At 47.0% G+C, this 1,018-nt stretch carries 1 protein-coding gene and 1 pseudogene; both read left to right on the top strand.

Annotation, left to right across the window (positions count from 1 at the left end; all coding sequences use genetic code 11):
* A partial coding sequence (locus R7Q47_RS26730; protein ID WP_318090343.1) for a PhoH family protein occupies nt 1-951 on the top strand: 951 nt, incomplete at its 5' end.
* 2 nt (nt 952-953) lie between these two features.
* A pseudogene (locus R7Q47_RS26725) lies at nt 954-1,018 on the top strand (rRNA maturation RNase YbeY); the annotation flags it as partial.

Raw genomic sequence — 1,018 nt, 5'->3', positions numbered from 1 at the left:
ACCATTGTTGGTAAGCCTCACACCTCAGCGGCTGCGCTGGACATTCTAAAAACGCTTTATGTAGATACTGCGCCTGTGCGTGGCGAGATCCCAGATATCGAACCAGAACAAATTCATCTGGCGATCAAAGAATCTGGCGTATTAGAACAAAATACCGAATCAAGTATTGCGCACGGTAAAGAAGTGTTCGTAAAAACCAAAAAAGGCGTCATTAAACCGCGCACACCAAACCAAGCTCAATACTTGGTCAATATGGTTACGCACGACATCTCTTTTGGTATTGGTCCTGCAGGTACAGGTAAGACTTACCTTGCCGTTGCAGCAGCAGTTGATGCACTAGAACGCCAAGAAATTCGTCGCATTCTTTTGACACGTCCGGCGGTAGAAGCGGGTGAAAAACTGGGTTTCTTACCTGGTGATTTAAGCCAAAAGGTTGACCCATACCTTCGTCCACTGTACGACGCATTATTCGAGATGCTAGGCTTCGAGCGAGTTGAGAAGCTGATTGAACGCAACGTTATAGAGGTTGCTCCTCTGGCATACATGCGCGGTCGTACGCTGAACGATGCTTTCATCATTCTAGATGAAAGCCAGAACACCACCGTTGAACAGATGAAAATGTTCCTGACTCGTATTGGTTTCAATTCTCGTGCGGTTATTACTGGTGACGTCACTCAGATCGACTTACCTCGTGGTGCGAAGTCAGGTCTTCGTCATGCGATTGAAGTGCTCAGTGAAGTCGACGACATTAGCTTTAACTTCTTCCAAGCAGATGACGTTGTTCGCCACCCAGTGGTTGCTCGCATCGTCAACGCCTACGAGAAGTGGGAAGCGCAAGATCAAAAAGAACGTAAAGAGTTCGAGAAACGTCGCCGTGAAGAGCGTGATGCTAAACTGTTAGAAGCAGCGAAAGCAGAACTTAGCGCTCAAGTCGCTGCAACTAAGGAATAAAAATGGCAATTGAACTTGATCTGCAACTGGCAGTCGAAAATGAAGAAGGCTTACCTTCGCAGCAAGA

It is taken from the genome of Vibrio sp. Vb0349 (assembly GCF_033338975.1).
The sequence above is the reverse complement of the archived record's forward strand: the minus strand, read 5'-3'. Positions and strand labels throughout refer to the sequence as shown.